The organism is Ferrovibrio sp. GW821-FHT12F09, from assembly GCF_058806775.1.
The window spans coordinates 1,088,933-1,104,181 of record NZ_JBXAPZ010000001.1; the positions used below are offsets into that span (position 1 = coordinate 1,088,933).

Sequence of the window (15,249 nt, forward strand, 5' to 3'; positions counted from 1 at the left end):
TACGCCATGGCCACCATCCGCAAGGAAATCCTGCTGGGGAATTCGCCTGCGCGCGTCTGGGATGTCGTGCGCGATACCGGCGCGCTCCATACGCGCTTCTGTCCCGGCTTCGTCACCCACACGGAACTGGAATACGGCGGCGTGTCGCGCATGGTCACCTTCGGCAACGGGATGATGGCGCGCGAACGCATCCTGGGCATGGACGAAAGGTTGATGCGGCTGGCCTATTCGGTCGAGCCGAACGAACGGCTCAGCCATCACAGCGCCTCGTTCCAGGTCATTCCCGAAGGCAGCGGCTGTCGTCTGGTCTGGATCGCCGATCTGCTGCCCGATGCGATGGCCGCCATGGTCGGCGGCATGATGGAGCAGGGCATGGCGGCGGCGCAGATCGCGCTCGAGAAGGCCTGACGTTTACCCACCGCCATTATTCGACCGCGGTCGTCGTCATTTCCGCCGGGCTTTTAACCCGGTCCGGCGGAGGTTCTGTGCAGACCCCTGCATGGAATCCCGGAACCCTGTCCGGAATGACGGCGGCGGGTGGTTATTTCCGCACCGCCAGGCCGAGCAGGATGCCGGCCATCAGCACGGCGACACCGATGATCTCGCTGCGCGCCGGCTTCTCGCGGAACACCAGATAGGACATGAGGAAGGTGAAGATCATCTCGCTCATGCCCAGCATGCGCACATAGGCCGCCACCTGCAGCGCCATGGCAGTGAACCAGCCGGCCGAACCGGCAGCGGATGCCATGCCGACGATCAGGCCGGGCCGCCAGGCGGCAACTACGCGGCGCAGCTCGCCCGGTTCGCGCCAGAGTAAGTAGGCCAGCATCAGCGCGATCTGAAGAACAATGGCATGCACCAGCGTGGTAGCGGCGGCCAGGGGCATGAAATCCGTATCCAGCGACAGCGAGGCGGCGCGGAAGCCGATGGCCGAGACCGCAAATAGTGCGCCCGAGCCGATGCCGATCAGCGCCGATTTCTCCATCCAGCCGAACAGGAAGGCCTTCAGCGCATTGTCGCTGCCCTTCAGCGAGATCAGCAGCACGCCGATGGTGCCGATCACGATGGCGGCGACGCCGGCGCCCGAGACCGGCTCGGCCAGGATCAGCATGCCGAAAGCGGCGGCCTGCAGGGCTTCCGTCTTGGAATAGGCCGTCGCCACCACGAAGTTGCGCATGGAAAGCGCGAGGATCAGCAGGTTGGTGGCAAGGATCTGCGCCACGCCGCCGACGGCGGTCCAGAAATAGAATTCAGGATGGGCGGTGGGCAGGGCGTTGCCGGTGAATGTCAGGCAGGCCAGCAGGTAGACGATGGCGAGTGGCAGGCCATAGGCAAAGCGCACGAAGCTGGCGCCGTTGGTGCTCAGCCGGCCTTTCAGCTGCTTCTGCAGGCCGGTGCGCACGGTTTGGCAGGCCGCGGCCCAGATGGTGATCGGTATCCATGCCCATTCCATGAGCATGGCGTAGCCGAGCGCGGCCGTCGGTGCAAATGAGAAAGCCACCCGGTCGTGTTGAGAATAATTGGCCCCTTGAGCAGAATTTGGGCAGCGTCAAATGGCCCGCAGGTTTTGCTTGCATGTTGCGCTGCGGCAGGTTGGAGTGAGCTGTCGCATGTTACGCGATTCAAGGGGGACCATGAGGCGACGCAGTCTGATCTGCGCCACGGTTGCGATGGCACTGGCCGCAATCCTGCTCGGCCGGCCGGCATCGGCCGATATTCTGCGCATCGCCTGCGACGAGAATTTCCCGCCCTACAATTTCATCGAGCAGGACCGGGTGGTCGGTCTGGATGCCGAGATCGTCACGGCGATTGCACGTCAGGCCGGCGACGAGGTGCAGTTCGAACCGCATCCCTGGAGCCGCGTGCAGCAGCTGCTGGAGCGCGGCGAGATCGATGCCGCCTTCCAGTTCGTCGGCCGGCCCGACCGCTTCGAGAAATACTTCATGATCGGGCCGCATCGCATCGGCCGCACCGTCTTTGCCACCCGGCCCTTCGCCGACACGCCTTATGCCCGCCTGGAAGACCTGCGCGGCCTGCGCATCGGCGTGATCCGCGACTACACCTATGGCACGGCGTTCGACAATGCCGCCGACCTGACCAAGGATGCCGGCGCCGGCGACAACCGCCAGCTGGTGCGCATGCTGGCGGCCGGCCGTGTCGATGTGATCATCGGCGACAGCGCCGCGCTCAGCTATTTCGCCCGGCTCGACGCGCTCAACAGCCAGCTGCGCTTCCTGCCGAAAGCCTATGATGAAGTGCCGCGCTATATCGCGGTGCCGCGCAGCAAGCCGGCCATCGCCGCGCGGCTGGAGGCGGCTTTGAAAACGCTGCGCGGCAATGGCCGGCTGGCGGAGATTCTGCGGCGCTGGGAGTAATACAAAAGGCCGGCAGGCCGCCGCCTGCAGCCCTTGAGCGGAGTTCGCCGTCTGCGGAGCAGTTTGGTGGAGCGCGTATTACCGCTTATTTAGGCGGCGCTTGTTCCGGTTGGTGCTAGACCTGCACTTGCCGGCGCGGCCTTTGCGGCCCAGCTGTCAGAAAGGCTTCCATGCATTTCCTCTGGATTGCAGTGATGGCTGCGCTGCTGGCGCTGCCAATCCCATCGTCGCGCGCTGAAACATGGACGATAGCCTGCGACGACAATTTTGCGCCCTACAATTTCTTCGAGGGCAAGACGCTGGTCGGCGTCGATATCGACCTGGTCACGGCCCTGGTGCGACAGGCCGGCGCTGAACCGCGGTTCGAGGCGATAGCGTGGAATCGCGTGCGCGAAAAACTGGAACGCGGCCAGGTCGATGCCGCGTTTCAGTTCGTCGGCCTGCCCGAGCGGTTCCAGAAATATCACATGGTCGGGCCGTATCGCACCGGTCGCACGGTCTTTGCCGTGCAGCGCAATACATCCGCCAGCTTCGAGCGCTACGACGACCTGCAGCGCTATATCATCGGCTTGGTCAATGGCTTCAATTACGGCTTGCCCTTCGACACCGACCCGTCGTTGCGCAAGGACACGACAGCGGGCGACAACCGGCAGCTCCTGCGCATGCTGGCCGCCGGCCGCGTGACACTCGCCATCGGCGACGAAAGAACCCTGCTTCACGTTATCCGGAAAGAGCAGCTGCAGGAGCAGATCACCTTCCTGCCGCGCGCCTTCAACGAGATCGAACGCTATATCGCAGTGCCGCGCAGCCGGCCAGAGATTGCCGCACGGCTGGAACTGGCGCTCGCCGCCCTGCAGGTGAATGGCGAATTGAATGCCATCCTGCAGAAATGGAACTAGGCGACCCGGTTTTTTCCGGGCGGCCTCCAGGTTCGCGTTTCGCTTTCAGGCGTTCTTCAGTTTCTTCACCACCTCGATCAGCTGGTCGGCGACCTGGCCCCAGCCGGCATGGAAGCCCATCTCTTCATGAGCTTTCAGGTCCTCGTCGGTCCAGTGGCGCGCACGCGCGGTGTAGAGCGTCTTGCCGTTGCCCAGATCCTCGAAGGTGGTGACCGCCACCATGAAGGGCTTGCCGCTCGGCTGCCAGCCCGGCAGGAAGGCATCGGTCGAGACCAGGCGCTCGTTCGGCACCACCTCGAGGAACACGCCATCCAGCGGATATTCGGCGCCACCCGGATCCTTCATCACGGCCTGGAAGCGGCCGCCGGCGCGGAAATCGATCTCGATGGGGGTGGTGGTCAGCGGCTTGGGTGCGAACCACTCGGTCAGATGCTCGGTCCAGGCCTTGTAGACCAGCGCCGGCGGCGCATCGATCTCGCGGGTCAGGGACAGTTCGCGGTTGGTCTCGGTCTTGTTGGTCATGGCATTCATCGCTCTTTAGCCCTTCAGTTTTCAGTGTCGATACTGCAAGGACGGTGGTGGAAGGCCCGATCCGACACTGGGCCCGAAATTTTTCAGAACAGTTCAGCCGGCCTTTTTGCCATCCTGCATCAGGCGGTCGAGATGCAGGCGGATATGGGCGGCCTCGGCCGGCGTGCGGGCCAGCGCGATGGCGCGGTCAAAGGCAATACGGGCCTCGTCTGGACGGTCGAGCTGCAGCAGCAGGTTGCCGCTGACACCATGGAAATGGAAATAGCCATCCAGCGGTGCGGCCAATGGCGCGATCAGGGCGAGGGCGGCCGCGGCGCCATGCGCCTTGGATACTGCCACGGCGCGGTTCAGCGTCACCACCGGCGAGGGCTGCATCTGCTCCAGCGTCGCGTAGAGCCGCTCGATCTGCGTCCAGTCGGTATCGGCGGGCCTGGCGGCGCGCGCATGCAGGGCGGCAATCGCCGCCTGCACCTGATACGGCCCAGCCGTATTCGGATTGGCGCGCGCATGGCGCACGGCCTTGTCCAGCAGCGCCAGGCCCTCCTGGATCAGTTCGGCGTCCCAGCGGCTGCGATCCTGGTCGTCCATCAGCACGATCTGGCCATCGGCATCCAGCCGGGCTGCGGCGCGCGCATGCTGCAGCAGCATCAGCGCCAGCAGGCCCATGATCTCCGGTTCGGCGCTGAACAGCCGCAGCAGCAGGCGGGCGAGGCGGATGGCTTCCAGGCAGAGCGGCGTGCGGATATGGGCATCGCCGCCGCTGGCCGAATAGCCTTCGTTGAACAGCAGGTAGATCATGGCGGCCACCACGCCCAGCCGTTCGCTGCGCTCCACGGCGCCCGGCGTGGCGAATTCCACCGCCGCATCGCCGATGCGGCGCTTGGCGCGGGTGATGCGCTGTTCCATGGCGCTCTCGCTGACCAGGAAGGCGCGCGCGATCTCGGAAACCGTCAGGCCCGACACGATGCGCAACGCCAGGGCGATCTGCTGGGTGGCGGGAAGATCGGGGTGGCAGCAGATGAACAGCAGCCGCAGGATGTCGTCGCGATACTGGCTGTTATCGAGTTTTTCAGCCTGCTCTCCTTCGACATCGCTGCCGTCGGTCAGGCTGTCGTCTTCGGGCAGGGCGACATGTTTCTGGCGCCGGCGGGCCTCATCGACGCCGGAATTGCGGCCGACGAAGACCAGCCAGGCGGTCGGGTCGCGCGGCGGGCCCTTGTCGGGCCAGTGTTTCAGGGCCCGCAGGCAGGCTTCCTGGAAGGCTTCCTCGGCACGGTCGAGATCGCGGAAATAGCGCAGCAGCGCCGCCATCGCCTGCGGGCGGGCGGATTTCAGCGCGTTGTCGATCCAGCCGAGGGTGGTCATGACACCAGCATGTCGCGTTTGACGGGATCGGGAATGAAGACGCGCAGGGGGCGAATCTCGAAGGCGCCGCTGCCGCCATCGCCGTCCTTGCCGGCCATCTGGCGCGCCGTCTCGATGGCCTCGTCCAGCGAGGCCACGTCGATGACGTAGAAGCCGAGCAATTGTTCCTTGGTTTCGGCAAACGGGCCGTCGAGCACCACCGGCTCTGCGCCATAACGCACGGTCGTGGCTGCGGTGGTCGGCAGCAGCCGCACGATGGCGCCCATCTTGCCCTGTTCGGCCATGGGGTCGGTCACCGCCCGCCGCCTGGCGATCACGGCGTCGTCTTTTTCCTTCGGCCAGGCTTCGACCGCGGCTTCGTCGTTGTAGCAAAGGATGGCGTAGAGCATCGGTGCATTTCCTGATTTCAGACCAAGGACGCGGGAGTATGCCGCAAGCCGACAGGGTCTCTGGAAAATAATTGCCCCGCGACAATTTCCCATGATGCCGCAGGTAATATTTGCGAAATATCCGGTTTTTGCGGCGCAAAAATGCGATAGGCTGGGCCTGTGCCGAAGAGGGAGCCCCACCCAATGTCAGCTGAGTCTGCCCGCCATCCGGACAGCGACACGCCGCGCCATCACGTGCCCGCCGATCTGTCCGACCGCATCGCGCTGATCGTGGTGAAGACCATGCGGTTCTTTGCCGATGCGTTTTTCGCCAAACGCTACGGCCACCGCGCCGTGGTGCTGGAAACCGTCGCCGCCGTGCCCGGCATGGTCGGCGGCATGCTAGTGCATCTGAAATCCCTGCGCCGCATGAAGGATGACCACGGCTGGATCCATACCCTGCTGGACGAGGCCGAGAACGAGCGCATGCATCTGATGGTCTTCGTCACCATCGCCAAACCCAATGCCTTCGAACGCCTGCTGGTGCTGTTGGTGCAGGGTGCCTTCTTCAACACCTTTTTCCTGCTCTACCTGCTGGCGCCGAAGACCGCCCATCGCATCGTCGGCTATCTGGAAGAAGAGGCGGTGGTCAGCTACACGCATTACCTGGCCGAGATTGATGCCGGCCGGCATCCCAATATTCCTGCGCCCCAGGTCGCCATCGACTACTGGAAGCTGCCGGCGGATGCGACCCTGCGCGATGTGGTGCTGGCCACCCGGGCGGATGAAGGCAACCACCGCGACGTCAATCACCGCTTCGCCGATATCCTGGCCGGCGAGCGTCCGGGCGCGGTGCCGGCCGAGGGCTGAGCGGCGGGTCTTGAAGTGCAGTTTTTAGTTCCTATATTGTTCTTATAATTCCATCCGTATTTAATCCTTGCACGGATGGAATTGTTGCGGCTGCAACGAACCTGAACGACCCGAAATGAACCGAAACGAACCGGCGGGAACCGAAACGAACCAGCGGGAACCGGAATGAACCGAAACGAAGCTGCCGGGAGCTGGGGCGAAGCTTGCAGCAGCCGGGCAGGGCGTCTACCAAAGCCCCGATGACCGCATCCCAGACCGCCCCCCAGACTCCTTCTGTCGTCATTGCCGTCGATGGCCCCGTGGCTGCCGGCAAGGGCACGCTGGCCCGTCGCCTGGCCGACCTTTACGGCTTTGCCTATCTCGATACCGGCTCGCTCTATCGCGCCGTCGGGTCAAAGGTGCTGCGGCTGAAGGGCGACCCGGCCGATCCGGCGGCTGCCGCCAAGGCGGCGGAATCGCTGGATGAATCCGATCTCGCCGCTGCCGATCTGCGCTCCGAGGCGGTCGGCCTGGCCGCCTCGAAAGTGGCCGCCATCCCCGGCGTGCGGGCAGCGCTTTTGGACTACCAGCGCCGCTTTGCCGCCCATCCGCCCGGCGGCAAGGCTGGCGCTGTTCTGGACGGCCGCGACATCGGCACCGTGGTCTGCCCCGATGCGCCGGTGAAGCTGTTCGTGACGGCGCGCGACGAGGTGCGGGCGGAACGCCGCCATCGCGAGCTGGTCGACAAGGGCGAGACCGCCACATTTGAGCGGGTGCTGGCCGACCTGCGCCGCCGCGACGAGCAGGACCGCGCCAGAAGCGCCGCGCCGCTCAAGGCGGCCGACGATGCCCACTTGCTGGATACCTCGGATTTGGCTATAGAAGCGGCCGTTACTGCGGCTTCCGATCTCGTCGCAGCAGCCCTGAAGCGCTGACGCCCGTCTTCAGGTTCCCCAACCAACCCTCCGGTTGCCCGCGTCGCGCCGGATGCCTGATCACCCCACGGATGCTTCTGAGTATCCGGCAGGCCACCAACCCCCGGGGTCCCTAGGAGACATAATGGCCAAGCGTCCTGCCGTTAAGGCTGCGGAAACGTATTCCGCGGACAACGAGAATTTTGCCGATCTGCTCGAAGAGTCCTTCACCTCGTCTTCCGCCATGGAAGGCTCGGTGGTCAAGGGCATCATCGTCGCCATTGAAAACGACTTTGCGCTGATCGATGTCGGTCTGAAGTGCGAAGGCCGCGTTCCGGTCAAGGAATTTGCCGGCCCGGGCCGCGCCGCCGAAGTGAAGATCGGCGATGTCGTCGAGGTCTTCCTCGACCGTATCGAAAATGCCATGGGCGAAGCGGTCATCAGCCGCGACAAGGCCCGCCGTGAAGAAGCCTGGGAAAAGCTGGAGCAGAGCTTCAACGCCAACCAGCGCGTCGAAGGCGTCATCTTCGGCAAGGTCAAGGGCGGTTTCACCGTCGACCTGTCGGGTGCCGTCGCCTTCCTGCCGGGCAGCCAGGTCGATGTGCGCCCGGTGCGCGACATCGGTCCGCTCATGGGCCAGCCGACCCCGTTCCAGATCCTCAAGATGGATCGTCGCCGCGGCAACATCGTTGTCTCGCGTCGTGCCGTGCTCGAAGAGAGCCGCGCCGAAGCCCGCAGCGAACTGGTGTCCAACCTCAAGGAAGGCCAGATCCTCGACGGCGTGGTCAAGAACATCACCGATTACGGTGCGTTCGTTGATCTCGGCGGCGTCGACGGCCTGCTGCATGTCACCGACATCGCCTGGCGTCGCGTGAACCACCCGTCGGAAGTTCTGTCGATCGGCCAGACCGTGAAGGTCCAGGTCATTCGCGTGAACCCGGAAACCCAGCGCATCAGCCTCGGCATGAAGCAGCTGGAAGCCGATCCGTGGGAGGGCGTGAAGTCCAAGTACCCGGTCACCGCCCGCTTCATGGGTCGCGTCACCAACATCACCGACTACGGCGCCTTCGTGGAGCTGGAGCCGGGTGTGGAAGGCCTCGTCCACGTCTCCGAGATGAGCTGGACCAAGAAGAATGTCCATCCGGGCAAGATCGTTTCGACCTCGCAGGAAGTCGAAGTGATGGTGCTCGAGGTCGATCCGGCCAAGCGCCGCATCAGCCTGGGCCTGAAGCAGTGCATGTCCAACCCGTGGGATGCCTTCGCCGAGAAGCACCCGATCGGTTCGAACATCGAAGGCGAGATCAAGAACATCACCGAGTTCGGTCTGTTCATCGGTCTCGACGGCGGCGTCGACGGCATGGTCCATCTGTCGGATCTCGACTGGAACAAGCCGGGCGAGCAGGCCATCACCGAGTACACCAAGGGCCAGGTCGTGCAGGCGCAGGTTCTCGACATCGACGTCGAGAAGGAGCGCATCAGCCTCGGCATCAAGCAGCTGGGCAACGATCCGTTCCAGTCGCTGGGCGACCTCAAGAAGGGCAGCGTTGTCACCTGCACGGTGGCCGCGGTCGATCCCAAGGGTCTCTCGGTCAGCGTCGGCGACGGTGTGCAGGGCTATATCCGCCGTACCGAGCTGAGCCGCGATCGCGACGAACAGCGCCCCGACCGTTTCTCGGTCGGCGACAAGCTGGACGCCAAGATCGTGACCATCGACGGCAAGGCCCGCAAGCTGACCCTGTCGGTGAAGGCCCGCGAGATGGAAGAAGACCGCAAGGCAATGGAACAGTTCGGTTCCACGGACTCCGGTGCGTCGCTCGGCGACATCCTGGGCGCCGCCATGCGCAAGAAGAAGGACGACGAGGCCGGCCAGTAAGCCGCAGCCCCGAAAGCCACAGCGTTTTCTACTGAAACGCGAAACCCCGGCAGAGCGATCTGCCGGGGTTTTTGTTTGTGCCGGGCGCTGGCGTTTCTGGTATGATCCGGCCGGCGGGTAGGGCCGGGGGAAGCATTCAGATGGTCCAGTCTTTCAGGACGGCAGTGATCGGAACAGCAATCATCGCGGCGGCGCTGGCTGTGCTGGCGACGGGCGGTGCCTGGGCGCAGGCGAAAAAGCCGGCGGCGGCCATTGTCGAGGATCTGTCGGCCCGGGTTGCCGGCGTCGAGGCTTTCGATTTCCTCAGTCCGGGTCAGAGCATCCGTCTGCCGGCGGGCGCCACCCTGGTGCTCGGCTATCTCGAATCCTGCACCCGTGAAACCATTGTCACCAGCCAGGGCGGCAGCACCGGCACGGTCGTGATCGGCGAAGCCGGCTCCACCGTCACCGGCGCGAAGCTGCAGACCGAACAGCTCAAATGCGCGGGCGGCATGCAGCTCGGCCAGAGCCAGGCGGGCAAGAGCGGCGCCATGGTCTTCCGTGGCCAGCCGGGCAGCGGCAAGAAGAAGGCGGGGATGCCCGAGGCTGCGGTGACGGTGAGTTACACCGCGCCGGCCTTCACCATCGAACGGCCGGGCCAGCTCGTCATCGAGCGGCTGGATATCATCGAGACCGTGCAGATGTTTCAGGTCGGCGGCAAGCTGTTCGATTACGGCAAGACCGGCAAGACGCTGGATGCCGGGGGCCTCTATCGTGTCGAGCTGAACGGCCGCTCGACGGTGTTCCAGATCACCATGGATGCGGCCGAAGGCGCCGGTCCGCTGTTGCTGCGCCTGGTCCGCTTCTAGGCGCTTTATCCATGCGGCTGCGCGATCTGGCGGTCATCGCCGGGCTGGCCCTGGCGACGGCGGGGCTGGCGCTCGGCCCGCCTGCCGATCCGCTGCGCGGCCTATCGCTCGATCTGCTGTTCCCGCTGCGCCACGCGCTCTTCGGTCCGCAGGCCATGCCGGCACAGAGCCATGTCGTCGTTGTCGCCATCGACGAGGAAACCTATCGCCGCCCGCCCTTTGCCGATACGCCGCAGGCCGCCTGGCCGCCGCTGCTGGCGCCGGTGCTGAACAGCGTGGCGGCCGAAGCAAAAGCCATCGGGTTCGATATCGTCTGGTCCACCTCGCTGGAGAGTTTCCAGCGCGGCTTCGAGCGCGAGTTCCTGATCAGCTTACGTAATGCGGCGCGTAGTGGCCGGCTGGTGCTGGGCAAGGTGCAGCATTCCGAACAGCCGATCCTGCCCCATGGCGGCCAGCAGGTGGCGGTTGGCGGCGGCGGCAATATCCGTGCGCTCAACGTCACCGAAGATTCCGATGGCATCATCCGCCGCCTGCCGCTGCACTTCACCATTGCCGGCGGCACCGAGCCGGGCTTTGCCATGGAGCTGGCGCAGCGCAGCGGGCTGGCGCGCGAGGCAGCGGCGATCCGCACCGATGCGGCCGGCAATCTCGGCCTCAACTTCAACACCAGCGCTGGCGATATTCCGACCTATTCGCTGGCCGATCTTTACGCCTGTGCTCAGGCTGGCAGGCCTGACTATTTCCGCCAGCAGTTCGCCGGCAAGACCGTGCTGTTCGCCACCGTGCTGGATGTGGAAGACCGCCGCCTGACGTCCAAGCGTCTGGCCACCACGCCCGATGGCGCCAATGCGCCGCCGCGGTGTATCCATCCGGTGATGCCGCTGCATGGCGCCTTCACGCGCGACAGCCTGCCCGGCGTCTATATCCATGCCGCCGGTATCAACAACCTGCTGGACGGCACCGAACTGCGCGACGGGTCGCCGGCCGCGGTGTTTGCTGCGACGCTGGTGATCACGCTGGCGGCCGGTCTGCTGGTATTCCGCCTGCCGCTGCTGCTCGGTATCGGCCTGGTGGCTGTGCTTGGCCTGGCCCTGCCGGTGAGCGCGGCAGCGTTGCTGCAGCAGGCGCTGGTGCTGCCCTGGCTGAACATGGCCGCGGCGCTGCTGCTGACGCTTGGCATGGTGATCGCGTTCCGCTTCATGGTCAGCGACCGCGACAAGCGCCAGCTGGCCCGCGTCTTCTCGCTCTACCTGCCGCCGGCGCTGGTGCAGAAGATGCTGGCCAGCGGCAACCTGCCGGCGCTCGGCGGCGAGGAACGCGCGGTCACCGTGCTGTTTTCCGACATCGCCGGCTTCACCGCGATTTCGGAGGCCTGCGATGCGACCACGCTGGTGCAGGGCCTGAACACCTATTTTTCGGCGATGACCGCGATCATCGAGGACCATGGCGGCTTCGTCGACAAATATATCGGCGATGCCATCGTCGCCGTCTTCGGCGCACCGCTGGACGATGGCGGCCACGCCACCCATGCGGTACGCGCGGCTCTGCAGATGCAGCAGGCGCTGCAGCGGGAGCCCGAGCGCTTCGCCATCGCCGGCCAGCCGCTGCGCACGCGGATCGGCCTCAACACCGGCGTGGTCCTGATCGGCAATATCGGCTCGCCGCGGCGCTTCAACTACACGGCCATGGGCGATGCGGTGAATCTGGCAGCGCGGCTGGAAGGCGCCAACAAGGCCTACGGCACCCGCATCCTCACCAGCGCGGCCACCATTGAGGCCGCCGGGCCCGGCATTCTGGCGCGGCCGGTGGATGTTGTGCGCGTGGTCGGCCGCCGCCAGCCGGTGCCGCTGTTCGAACCGCTGGCGCGCAGCCATCGCGCCACGCCGGCGCAGCAGCAGCAGGCTGAGGTGTTTTCTGCGGTGCAGGCGGCGCTGGCGCGCAATGCCATGGCCGAGGCGCGCGCGCTGCTCGACGCCTTGCCCGAGGATGCCGCGGCGGAGAAGCTGCGGCGGCGCATCGATGCCCTGCCGGCTGGTGCGGCCTGGCCGGCCGTCACCGATCTCAGCGAGAAGTAATCAGCCGCCCCAATCAGCCGCCATCGCCCATCAGGCTGTAGGGCGCCCAGAAGATCGGGTGGCTGTAGCTGAACAGCGTCTTGCCGTCTTCCTGATAACCAGGCCCGTCGAGCAGCGCCACCATGGCCTGACGCAGGGCTTCGGCGCGGCTGAGCTTCGCGTCGCTGGCCTGGCGGCGGAACAGGTCGGTGACCAGATCGCGCGCCGAGGCCGAATGCACCGACCAGTTGGTGAGCAGCAGCGCCCGCGTGCCGGCATAGAAGAAGGCGCGGCCGAGGCCGGATGCGGCTTCGGCGCCGGCGCCCGCACCGGTGCCGGTGTTGCAGGCCGACAGGATCACCCAGTCGGCATCCAGCTTCAGGCCGAGGATTTCATCCATGGTCAGCAGGCCGTCGCCATCGACATCGGCCACCAGCGGCGCGCTCAGTGCTAGCGCTGGCTGCGTCAGGCCGTTCAACTCGCCCGGCACCAGGCCGTGAGTGGCGAAGGCCACAACCTTGTAGCCATCGAGTTTGCTTTGCTTGACGATCTTCTCGTTGGCATGCTTGCCCAGATACAGCGACTTCGCTGCATCGGCCTGCATGGCGGCGGCGACCGAGCGCAGTTCGTCGGCGGTATCGGGCAGGCGCGGCAGCTGTGCCAGTTCGGCGCTGTCGATGCCGGTGGTCTGCGGCGCGTTGCGGCGGTTCAGCTTGGCCCCGCGCACCGCCACCGGATCGGCCGAGGCAATACGCACCGGCGTTTCGCTGGCGGCTTCGGCCGCCTGTTCCTTGCTGAAGAAGGGATCGCCGAAGCCGATCAGCGGCGCCCGGCTGGCACTGCCGGCCGGCAGGCTGCGCAGGGTCTTCAGGGCTGCGGTGGAGGGTAGCTGCGTCACCGCATGGGTGCGCGCCAGCCAGGGCACGGCCTTGTAGCCCTCGAACAGCGGCGCCGCCTTCGCATCTGCGGTGGCGGGTGCGGTGGGCAGCAGGGACAGCGGCAGCAGGCCGAGCGCGCCGTTGCTGACCACATACAGGCTTTTTGCCGGCTTCCATCCGGCTTCCACCGGCTGCAGCAGGGTTTCGTACAGCTGATAAGCCAGCTTGAGGTCATAGGCCGGGATGTCGCCCAGCGTTTCGGCCTGCGGATCGAGCGCGCGGCGCAAGGCATTCACCGATTTCTCGATGGCGGCGGCGCCGACCGGGCGGGTGGCGAAGCTGACCGGGCCGTCCTTTGGCACCACCCAGACGAAGCTGTTCTCCGGCGCCAGATAGAAGGACAGCAGCGCCTCGCCTGGCCGCAGGCTGGCGCGCACGTCATCAGTGGATGGGGCGCGCGGATCGATCAGGCTGGCATAATCGGGGAAGCGCTTCTCGATGTCCTGCCGGGTCTTGGCGCGCGCATCGCGCAGCTTGTCGACCTGGGTCCGCAGCGTCGTGATTGTCTTGTCGTCGCGCTGGCCCGGCGGCAGCGCCAGCAGGTTGCTTAAGAGTCCGAACTGGGCGGCGATCTGCTTCTGCTCGTCCTGCTCCTGGCGGATCAGTGTCGCCAGGGCCGGATCGCGCACGCTGGCGCGCGCCGCCGAGGCGGAGAGCGCGCGCTGCACGCTGCGGCCGCGCGCCGCATCGGCGAGGCGGAAGCTTTCGGTCCCGGCATCCAGCCCGCTTGCTGCCGGCGTGCCCTGCACCTTGGCCAGCAGCACGATGTAGCTCTCGACAATGGTCTGGATGTAGAAGTCGCGCGAGGCCGAGGTGCTTTCTTCCGTGTCGGCCTGGCGCGAGGCCGACAGGATCACTGGCAGGGCGGCGCGGAAGGCGGCGACGGCCTCGGCATCCTGCCCGGCGGCGGCCAGTGCCACGCCATGCAGGCCGCGCGCCAGCGCCGTATCGGCATGGCGTTCACCGACGCGTTCGACGCTGGCCTGCAGCATGCGGCCGGCGACGTCGCGGGCCGCATCGTTGCGTCCGGTGCGGGCCAGCGCCAGCACGCGGCCATTGGCGAAGCGACCGCCGATCCGGCCGTTCTCCGAACGCTGGTTGGCCGTTGTCGCTTCCTCATACAGCGCGGCGGCCTCGGCCCAGCGTCGTTGCAGCAGGATCACGTTGGCCAGCGCGCGCTTGGCGTTGTTGATATGAGGCGCGCCTTCATCCATGCCGATCTCGCGCAGGATGTCGAGGGCGGTGCGTGACAGCTTTTCGGCTTCGGCATACCGACCCTGTTCCACCAGCACCGTTGCCAGGCTGGCAGTGATCTGGGCGGTGGGGCCGAAATACTTGCCGCTGCGGCGCAGGATGCTGAGCAGTGCCTGGCGGATATCCACCTCGGCCTCGACGATGCGCCCCTGCGCCAGCTTGCTCTCGCCCAGCCGGGCCAGGTTCAGGTCGTTGCCATTCTCCATGGCGCCGGCGGGCGGCCGGTCGGGCCAGTTCTTCGATTTCTCGATGGCGTCGCGCGTATTGACGATGCCGGCGGCGAAATTGCGTTCGGCCTCGTCATGCCGGCCGCGGGCCGCGGCGATCTGTGCCTTCGACATATCGATTTCCGACTGCCAGCTCGGTAGAAACATGAAGACGTTGTTGTTGCGGGTGTTGTTGGCGAGTTCGCGATACACGCCCTCGGCATAGCCGACATATTGTTCGGCCAGATCGAGTCGGCCCAGCTCGATAGCGCCCTGGCCGGCCTGGCGATAGGCATTCATCGTGCGGCCGCGGCTGCGCGACTTGTTGGCGGTTTCGGCTAATTGGGTCCACAGAGCCAGCGAGCCCTGCAGGTCACCGGTCTGGCGCTTCAGGCCGGCGATCAGCTGCTGGATGCGATAGCTGTCGTCGCCGACCTCGTCGGCCAGTTTCGCGGCCAGTTCGGCATCGGCCAGGGCCTTGTCGGCGCGGGCGAGCAGCGTGGCGGCCTGGGCGCGGTCATACAGGAAACGGCTGCGCTGGCGCGCATCCAGGCCCGCCGGTTCGGCTGCATCGGCCTGCGCGATCAGCTGCGCGCGCTTGGCCGGATCGGGTTTTTCCTGGTCGAGGATGGCGACGATATCGGCGATGCTGCGCGGTGGCGCGGCCAGCATGGCGGCCGGCTGCGCGGCGGGCGCCTGGGCATGAACCGGATCAGGGCTGACGACAAAGGCCAGCGACAGCAGCAGGCCGGCAGCAAGACGATTACGCATGAGA

The 15,249-nt window shown here is 65.9% G+C and carries 13 protein-coding genes; 8 read left to right on the forward strand and 5 right to left on the reverse strand.

The annotated features are described in order from the left end of the window. Nucleotides 1-6: 6 nt before the first annotated feature. Nucleotides 7-408, forward strand: a complete 402-nt coding sequence (locus tag AC1ROB_RS05585) for an SRPBCC family protein (protein ID WP_492973296.1) — start codon at nt 7-9, stop codon at nt 406-408. 133 nt (nt 409-541) lie between these two features. On the opposite strand, the gene AC1ROB_RS05590 is transcribed toward AC1ROB_RS05585, so the two are convergent. Continuing rightward, entirely contained in the window at nt 542-1,459 is a 918-nt protein-coding gene (locus AC1ROB_RS05590; RefSeq protein WP_493031397.1) for an EamA family transporter, read from the reverse strand. Between the two features lie 175 nt (nt 1,460-1,634). Here AC1ROB_RS05590 and AC1ROB_RS05595 point away from each other — a divergent pair, with 175 nt between their 5' ends. Next, the gene (locus AC1ROB_RS05595; RefSeq protein ID WP_492973294.1) at nt 1,635-2,375 is read left to right on the forward strand and encodes a substrate-binding periplasmic protein; all 741 of its coding nucleotides are present in this window, start codon (nt 1,635-1,637) and stop codon (nt 2,373-2,375) included. A gap of 170 nt (nt 2,376-2,545) precedes the next feature. Further along, nucleotides 2,546-3,274, forward strand: coding sequence for a substrate-binding periplasmic protein (locus AC1ROB_RS05600; RefSeq protein ID WP_492973293.1), 729 nt, complete (start codon nt 2,546-2,548; stop codon nt 3,272-3,274). A 45-nt stretch (nt 3,275-3,319) separates the two neighbouring features. On the opposite strand, the gene AC1ROB_RS05605 is transcribed toward AC1ROB_RS05600, so the two are convergent. The 3 genes from AC1ROB_RS05605 to AC1ROB_RS05615 form a co-directional block, all read right to left on the reverse strand. Then, a complete protein-coding gene (locus tag AC1ROB_RS05605; RefSeq protein ID WP_492973292.1) occupies nt 3,320-3,796 on the reverse strand; it encodes an SRPBCC family protein in 477 nt (158 codons plus the stop codon). A 102-nt stretch (nt 3,797-3,898) separates the two neighbouring features. Continuing rightward, nucleotides 3,899-5,170: an RNA polymerase sigma factor gene (locus AC1ROB_RS05610; protein WP_492973291.1), complete on the reverse strand. Its 1,272-nt coding sequence runs from the start codon at nt 5,168-5,170 to the stop codon at nt 3,899-3,901. Next, nucleotides 5,167-5,559 carry a YciI family protein gene (locus tag AC1ROB_RS05615; protein WP_492973290.1) on the reverse strand — a complete coding sequence of 131 codons (393 nt, stop codon included), beginning with the start codon at nt 5,557-5,559 and terminating at the stop codon, nt 5,167-5,169. Before AC1ROB_RS05615 ends, AC1ROB_RS05610 begins: the two co-directional genes overlap by 4 nt. Nucleotides 5,560-5,742: 183 nt before the next feature. Between AC1ROB_RS05615 and AC1ROB_RS05620 the strand changes: the two genes are divergently transcribed. The 5 genes from AC1ROB_RS05620 (at nt 5,743) to AC1ROB_RS05640 (ending at nt 12,097) form a co-directional block, all read left to right on the forward strand. Then, nucleotides 5,743-6,408 (forward strand): alternative oxidase, encoded by a 666-nt coding sequence (locus AC1ROB_RS05620; protein ID WP_492973289.1) that lies wholly within the window; start codon nt 5,743-5,745, stop codon nt 6,406-6,408. A gap of 239 nt (nt 6,409-6,647) precedes the next feature. After that, entirely contained in the window at nt 6,648-7,322 is a 675-nt protein-coding gene (gene cmk / locus AC1ROB_RS05625) for a (d)CMP kinase (protein WP_492972193.1), read from the forward strand. 124 nt (nt 7,323-7,446) lie between these two features. Next, entirely contained in the window at nt 7,447-9,174 is a 1,728-nt protein-coding gene (rpsA, locus tag AC1ROB_RS05630) for a 30S ribosomal protein S1 (protein ID WP_492972191.1), read from the forward strand. Between the two features lie 140 nt (nt 9,175-9,314). Beyond that, the gene (locus tag AC1ROB_RS05635) at nt 9,315-10,022 is read left to right on the forward strand and encodes a hypothetical protein (RefSeq protein ID WP_492972190.1); all 708 of its coding nucleotides are present in this window, start codon (nt 9,315-9,317) and stop codon (nt 10,020-10,022) included. A gap of 11 nt (nt 10,023-10,033) precedes the next feature. Beyond that, nucleotides 10,034-12,097: an adenylate/guanylate cyclase domain-containing protein gene (locus AC1ROB_RS05640; protein WP_492972189.1), complete on the forward strand. Its 2,064-nt coding sequence runs from the start codon at nt 10,034-10,036 to the stop codon at nt 12,095-12,097. A 13-nt stretch (nt 12,098-12,110) separates the two neighbouring features. On the opposite strand, the gene AC1ROB_RS05645 is transcribed toward AC1ROB_RS05640, so the two are convergent. Beyond that, complete coding sequence (locus AC1ROB_RS05645; protein ID WP_492972188.1) at nt 12,111-15,245, reverse strand: CHAT domain-containing protein; 3,135 nt, start codon at nt 15,243-15,245, stop codon at nt 12,111-12,113. Between the last annotated feature and the right edge of the window lie 4 nt (nt 15,246-15,249).

Excerpts from the sequence above, each read along its gene's own strand:
- rpsA (WP_492972191.1), top strand. The coding sequence starts at position 7,447 with ATGGCCAAGCGTCCTGCCGTTAAGGCTGCGGAAACGTATTCCGCGGAC.
- AC1ROB_RS05605 (WP_492973292.1), bottom strand. The coding sequence starts at position 3,796 with ATGACCAACAAGACCGAGACCAACCGCGAACTGTCCCTGACCCGCGAG.
- AC1ROB_RS05600 (WP_492973293.1), top strand. The coding sequence starts at position 2,546 with ATGCATTTCCTCTGGATTGCAGTGATGGCTGCGCTGCTGGCGCTGCCA.
- AC1ROB_RS05615 (WP_492973290.1), bottom strand. The coding sequence starts at position 5,559 with ATGCTCTACGCCATCCTTTGCTACAACGACGAAGCCGCGGTCGAAGCC.
- AC1ROB_RS05640 (WP_492972189.1), top strand. The coding sequence starts at position 10,034 with ATGCGGCTGCGCGATCTGGCGGTCATCGCCGGGCTGGCCCTGGCGACG.
- AC1ROB_RS05610 (WP_492973291.1), bottom strand. The coding sequence starts at position 5,170 with ATGACCACCCTCGGCTGGATCGACAACGCGCTGAAATCCGCCCGCCCG.
- cmk (WP_492972193.1), top strand. The coding sequence starts at position 6,648 with ATGACCGCATCCCAGACCGCCCCCCAGACTCCTTCTGTCGTCATTGCC.
- AC1ROB_RS05595 (WP_492973294.1), top strand. The coding sequence starts at position 1,635 with ATGAGGCGACGCAGTCTGATCTGCGCCACGGTTGCGATGGCACTGGCC.
- AC1ROB_RS05635 (WP_492972190.1), top strand. The coding sequence starts at position 9,315 with ATGGTCCAGTCTTTCAGGACGGCAGTGATCGGAACAGCAATCATCGCG.
- AC1ROB_RS05590 (WP_493031397.1), bottom strand. The coding sequence starts at position 1,459 with ATGCTCATGGAATGGGCATGGATACCGATCACCATCTGGGCCGCGGCC.
- AC1ROB_RS05620 (WP_492973289.1), top strand. The coding sequence starts at position 5,743 with ATGTCAGCTGAGTCTGCCCGCCATCCGGACAGCGACACGCCGCGCCAT.
- AC1ROB_RS05585 (WP_492973296.1), top strand. The coding sequence starts at position 7 with ATGGCCACCATCCGCAAGGAAATCCTGCTGGGGAATTCGCCTGCGCGC.
- AC1ROB_RS05645 (WP_492972188.1), bottom strand. The coding sequence starts at position 15,245 with ATGCGTAATCGTCTTGCTGCCGGCCTGCTGCTGTCGCTGGCCTTTGTC.